Source organism: Caulobacter sp., from assembly GCF_035254145.1.
GTDB lineage: Bacteria > Pseudomonadota > Alphaproteobacteria > Caulobacterales > Caulobacteraceae > Caulobacter.
The window spans coordinates 1-5,901 of the sequence record NZ_DATFAV010000314.1; the positions used below are offsets into that span (position 1 = coordinate 1).

Annotated in this window: 4 protein-coding genes; all 4 read right to left on the reverse strand. The window is 69.5% G+C overall.

Annotated elements, in window-relative coordinates:
• Window positions 1-142: 142 nt before the first annotated feature.
• Window positions 143-3,217, reverse strand: a complete 3,075-nt coding sequence (locus VJ655_RS18820) for an efflux RND transporter permease subunit (protein ID WP_324113739.1) — start codon at window positions 3,215-3,217, stop codon at window positions 143-145.
• A 10-nt stretch (window positions 3,218-3,227) separates the two neighbouring features.
• Window positions 3,228-4,313, reverse strand: coding sequence for an efflux RND transporter periplasmic adaptor subunit (locus tag VJ655_RS18825; RefSeq protein ID WP_324113741.1), 1,086 nt, complete (start codon window positions 4,311-4,313; stop codon window positions 3,228-3,230).
• Window positions 4,314-4,438: 125 nt separating this feature from the next.
• Complete coding sequence (locus VJ655_RS18830; RefSeq protein ID WP_324113743.1) at window positions 4,439-5,071, reverse strand: glutathione S-transferase family protein; 633 nt, start codon at window positions 5,069-5,071, stop codon at window positions 4,439-4,441.
• Window positions 5,072-5,208: 137 nt separating this feature from the next.
• Window positions 5,209-5,901: acetyl-CoA C-acyltransferase (locus VJ655_RS18835; protein ID WP_324113745.1), on the reverse strand; the 693-nt coding region annotated here is incomplete at its 5' end.

Here is a 5,901-nt window from a genome sequence, read left to right on the forward strand (position 1 = left end):
AGCGGTCCGCCCCTCTCGCCCTTGCGGCCGATAGAGGCGTTCCCGCCACAAGGGCGGGAATGACGGTGGAATATGGGGAGCCAAAACAAAAAGCCCTCCGCCGGCGATGGCGGAGGGCTTCTGTTTCAAGGGCCTTCGGAACCTACTCCGCCGGCTTCGCCACGTGGTGCTGGTGGCCGAACAGGCGGCGCATCAGGTTCTCCGAGCGGGTCTTGAGGCCATCCATCAGGATGAAGACCACCGGAATGTAGAGCAGCGACAGCAGGGTCGAGGTGATCAGGCCGCCGATGACGGCGATGGCCATCGGGGCGCGGAACTCGACCTCGGCGCCCAGGCCGATGGCGGTGGGCAGCATGCCCGCGCCCATGGCCACGGTGGTCATCAGGATCGGCCGGGCCCGCTTGTGCGCGGCGTCGATGATCGCCGTGCGCTTGTCCATGCCGTGTTCCTTCATGGCCATGATCGCGTACTCGACCAGCAGGATCGAGTTCTTGGCCGCGATGCCCATCAGCATCAGGATCCCGATCAGGGTCGAGATCGAGAAGCTGGACTTGGCGATGACCAGCAGGCCGAAGGCGCCGCCGATGGCCAGCGGCAGGGCGACCATGATGGTGATCGGGTGGGCGAAGCTGCGGAACAGCAGCACCAGCACGACGTACATCAGGAGGATGCCGGTGATCAGCGCGCCCAGGAAGCCGCTGACCATCTCGGCGATGAACTCGGTGTCGCCGGCCGCCACCTCCTTGACCCCGTTCGGCAGGTGCTTGACCGACGGCAGGGCGTGGACCCGCTTGGCCGCCTCGCCGACGACGATGCCGTCCAGCTCGGCGGTGATCGTGGCCACGCGCGAGCGGTCGCGGCGGTCGATCTGCGAGGGACCGGCGCCGAAGCGCACGTCGGCCACTGCGTTCAGCGGCACCGAGCCGGTGGCCGAGGGCACCTGCAGGGTCTGGAGGACGGCGATGTCCTCGCGGGCGCTCTGGTCCAGGCGCAGGCGGATCGGCACCTGGCGGTCGCCCAGATTGTACTTGGGCAGGTTCTGGTCGACGTCGCCGATGGTGGCCACGCGCACGGCCTGGCTGATCGCCCCGGCCGAGACGCCGGCGCGGGCGGCCTGGTCGGGCTTGGGCGTCACGACGATCTCGGGACGGGCGATCGAGGCGGTGTTGACCACGTGGGCCAGGCCCGGGACGCTGCGCATCTCAGCCTCGACGCGGCGGGCCGCCGCTTCCAGGGCCGGGCCGTTGTCGCTGAGCAGGCTGAGCGTGTAGCTGCCGCCGCTGGACGGGCCGCCGCCATTGTTGCTGCCCGCGCCGATGCGCGCGCCGGGGATCTCGGCGAACTTGTCGACCATCTGGCGGCTGAACTGTTGCTGGCTCATCCGCTGGGACTTGTCGGTCAGGTCGGCGGTCAGTTCGCCCTTGTTGACGGCGTTGCCGCCGACCGAGGCGTAGACCCCGACCACTTCCTTGCGGGCCATCAGCTCGCGGGTCACGCGCTGAACGACGGCGTCGGTCTCGTCCAGGGTCGCGCCCGGCGGCAGCTCGATCGAGAACTCGGCCCGGCCGCGGTCGGCCTGGGGCTGGAACTCGAACGGCAGGCGGGTGGCCAGGAAGATCGAGATGATGAACATCGGGATGCCCATCGCCAGCACCTTCCAGCGATTGCGCAGGCCCCAGTCCAGGCTCTTCAGGTACGGACCCATCCACGGCGGGTCCTTGTCCTCGTGCTTGGCGTCGGCCTTCAGCAGATAGGCGCCCATCAGCGGCGTCAGCAGGCGGGCGACCACCAGCGAGAACAGCACCGAGATACAGGCGGCCAGGGCGAAGGCCTTGAAGAACTGGCCGATGATGCCGGGCATGAAGCCCACGGGCGCGAACACCGCCACGATGGTGAAGGTGGTCGCCACGACCGCCAGGCCGATCTCGTCGGCCGCCTCCATGGCCGCCGCATAGGGACTTTTGCCCCCGCGCATGTGGCGGACCATGTTCTCGATCTCGACGATGGCGTCGTCGACCAGGATGCCGACGGTCAGCGACAGCGCCAGCAGGGTCACGCCGTTCAGCGACTGGTTCATCGGCGCCAGCACGGCGAAGGTCGGCAGCAGCGACATCGGGATGGCGACGGCCGACAGCAGGGTGGCGCGCCAGTCGCGCAGGAACAGCAGCACCACCAGCACGGCCAGGACCGCGCCGATGATCAGGGCCTCCATCGAGGCGACGTAGCTCTCCTCGATGTACTTCACGTTCGAGGTGATCTCGCGGATCTCGAGCTCGGGATGCTGCTTGTCCAGGACCTCGATGGCCTTGCGGACCTTCTCGGCGGTCTGCACCTCCGAGGCGCCGCGCGAGCGGACCATGTTGAAGGTCACGACCTCCTGGCCGTCGTAGCGGGCGCGCGACCGAGGCTCGGCCCAGTGATCGGTGACCTGGCCCAGATCGGCCAGGCGCACGGCGCCGCCATTACCCGACGAGACCGGCACGCGGGTCTCGCGCAGCTGCTCGACCGAGCCGGCCGCGCCCAGGGTGCGGATGGCGCGCTCGGCGCCCGAGATGGTCACCCGGCCGCCGGGCAGGTCGGCGTTGGACGAGACCAGCGCCTGGCTGACGGCCGCGGCGGTGACGCCCTGGGCGGCCAGGCGGTCGGGGTCGAGGGCGACCTCGATCTCGCGGCTGACGCCGCCCTGGCGGTTGACCTCGCCGACGCCCTTGATGGCCAGCAGGGCGCGGCTGACGTCGTTGTCGACGAACCAGCTGCGCTGCTCGGGCGTCAGGGTCGGGGCCCGGACGACATAGGTGATCAGCGGATCGCCCGAGATGTCGACGCGGGTGACGATCGGCTCCTGCATGTCCTGCGGCAGCGAGCCGCGCAGGTTGGACATGGCGTTGCGCACGTCGTTGGTGACGCGCTCGTGGTCGACGCCCAGCTCGAACTCGATGACCGTGGTCGAGGCCCCGTCGACGACGGTGGAGCGGGTGTGGCGCACCTGGCCCAGGCCCGCGATCGAGTCCTCGATCAGGCGGGTGACCTGGGTCTCCAGCTCACTGGGCGCGGCGCCGGGACGTACGGCCGTGACCACGACGATCGGCAGGTCGACATCGGGATTGTTGTTGATCCGCATGCTCCTGAAGCCGGCGATGCCGGCGATGGTCAGCAGCAGGAACAGCAGGATGACGGGGATCGGGTTCTTGATCGCCCAGGATGAGATGTTGCGCATCGGCCGATCCTCAGCGAGCCGGGGCGACGGGCGCCTGGCCAATGCGAACGAGGTCGCCCTCGCCCAGGAAGCCGGCGCCCTCGACCACCACGCGGTCGCCGGCGGTCAGGCCGGTGGCGGCGACGCGGTCGCCGGTGTTGGCCAGGACGGCGATGCGGCGGAAATGGACCTTCTTGGCGGCGTCGACCACGAACACGCCGGGGCGGTTCTCGCGGTACAGCACCGAGGCCGAGGGCACGACGAGGGCCGGCTGGTCGCCGGCGTCGATCGTGGCGCGGGCGAACATCCCCGGACGGAAGCCGCCCATCGACGACAGGGCGATGCGGGCCACGCCCAGGCGGTTGGTGGCGTTGACCTCGGAGGTGACGATGCGGACGCGGCCGGTCATCTCGCCGACCTTTTCGGAATAGACCTTGGCCGACATGCCGGCCTTGACGGCGGCCAGGTCGGTCTCGGGGATCTCGGCGTCCAACTCCAGGCGGCTGTCGCGGACGATGCGGAACAGCTCCGAACCGGCGCTGACGATCTGGCCCTTGGTGACGCTGCGCCGGCTGATCAGGCCGCCGACGGGCGCGCGGACCGAGGTCTGGCCCAGGCGCGCGGCGGTCTCGCCCCGGGCGGCCTCGGCGGCGGCCAGGTTGGCGGCGGACGTGCCCTGGCGCGCCACGGCGGTGTCGAGGCCGGCTTGCGACAGATAGCCCTTGGCCTGCAGCTCGCGGGCGCGGTTCAGGGCGGCGCTGGCCTCGGCCAGGGTGGCCTTGGCGCTGGCGACGCTGGCGTCCTGCTGGCGCAGCTGCGCGGCCAGCAGCGTGCTGTTGAGCTGGACGAGGATCTGCCCGGCCTGGACGACCTGGCCCTCCTCGGCGTTGACCGACACGGCGGTCAGGCCGCCGGTCTCGGCGCCGACCGGGACCTCTTCCCAGGGCGAGATGGTGCCGGTGGCGTTGATCTGGCGGGCGATCGGCTGGCTGACGACGACGGCGACGCTGACGGTCGCCGACGCGCTGGGCGTGCTCTTGGCCTTCTTGGGTTTCTTGTCGCCGCATCCCGCCAGGGCGATCGCGCTCACCCCCAGGACCAAGACCAGCGCGCTCAAAGTCGGGCGGCGCCCATTGATCCGGTAAAGCACGATTATCCCCAGCGACTGTTGTTAGCCCGTCGGCCTTCTAGCCGACAAATCCATGGTCGCTGAGTTAATTTGCCGTAAGACGATAAAAACCCTCAAACGCTTGCTGGAGCTTCAGCCTGGGCCTCCCGGGCGCGAGCGAAGGCGGGGCGGGCGCTCATCCGGTTCCAGTAGTCGACGACCGCGGGCGAGAACTCGCCGTCCAGCTTCAGGGCGCGGGCCAGCAGCAGAGCGTAGGCCACCGAGATGTCGGCGCCGGTGAAACGGTCGGCCGCCACGAAACCCGAGGTTTCAAGGATCGTCTCCAGGCCTTTGAGCCGCGCCAGGAACCAGCGGGCGTAGTCCTGGGCGACCTGTGGCTGACGGCGCTCCTCCGGCTCCAGCCGCGCGTAGCGCAGCACCAGGGTCTGGGGAAAGGTCAGGGTGGCCTCGCCAAACACCAGGCCGTTCAGGTAGGCGCCATAGCCGGGTTCGTCGGGCTTCACCGACAGCCGACCGCCGCCATGGCGCATCGACAGATATTCGATCATCGCCGCGGACTCGGTCATCCGCGTCTCGCCGTCGACCAGCAGGGGGATGGTGCCCAGCGGGTTCTCGTCCAGATATTCCCGCGCGTGGAAGCGCGGCGGGAACGGCAGGAGCTTGAGGTCATAGGGGATCTCAAGCTCCTCCAGCGCCCACAGCGGGCGGAACGAGCGGGCGTCGCGGCAGTGGTACAGTGTGATCATGGTGGGGGCGCTTCTCATACAGTCATCCCAGCCGCAGCGAAGCGGAGAGCCGGGACCGCGACAAGCTCGGCGCTTCCGGCGGTCCCGGATAGCCTCTGCGAGGCTTCCGGGATGACAGGATTGGGCGGGTGTGAAACCTAAAGCCGCTCGACGATCGTGACGTTGGCCAGGCCGCCGCCCTCGCACATGGTCTGCAGGCCGTAGCGGGCGCCCCGGTCCTTCAGGGCGTGGACGAGGGTGGTCATCAGCTTGGCGCCCGAGCCGCCCAGCGGGTGCCCGAGCGCGATCGCGCCGCCGTGGACGTTCAGCTTGTCGGGATCGGCGCCGAGCACCTTCAGCCAGGCCGTCGGCACCGAGGCGAAGGCCTCGTTGACCTCATAGAGGTCGATGTCGTCGATCTTCAGGCCGGCGCGCTCCAGCGCCTTCTGGGTGGCGGGGATCGGGGCCTCCAGCATGATCACCGGGTCATGGCCGATCACGGTCATGCTGTGGATGCGGGCCAGGGGCTGGACGCCCAGGGCCTTCAGGCCACGCTCGTTGACGATCATCACCCCGGCCGCGCCGTCGCAGATCTGGCTGGAGGTGGCGGCGGTGATGCGGCCGTCCTCGGCGAGCAGCTTCACCGAGCCGATCGACTCCAGCGAGGCGTCCCAGCGGATGCCCTCGTCGACCTCGTGGCGCTCGGTCTTGCCGTCTTCCAGCTTGACGTCGATCGGCACGATCTCGGCGGCGAACTTGCCGGCCTTGGTGGCGGCCATGGCGCGCTGGTGGCTCTGCAGGGCGAAGGCGTCGAGTTCGGCCCGCGACAGGTCGTACTTCCTGGCCATCAT

What these genes read in the sequence shown, in the direction of transcription:
- VJ655_RS18820 (WP_324113739.1), bottom strand. Translation starts at nt 3,217, where the DNA reads ATGCGCAACATCTCATCCTGGGCGATCAAGAACCCGATCCCCGTCATC.
- VJ655_RS18830 (WP_324113743.1), bottom strand. Translation starts at nt 5,071, where the DNA reads ATGATCACACTGTACCACTGCCGCGACGCCCGCTCGTTCCGCCCGCTG.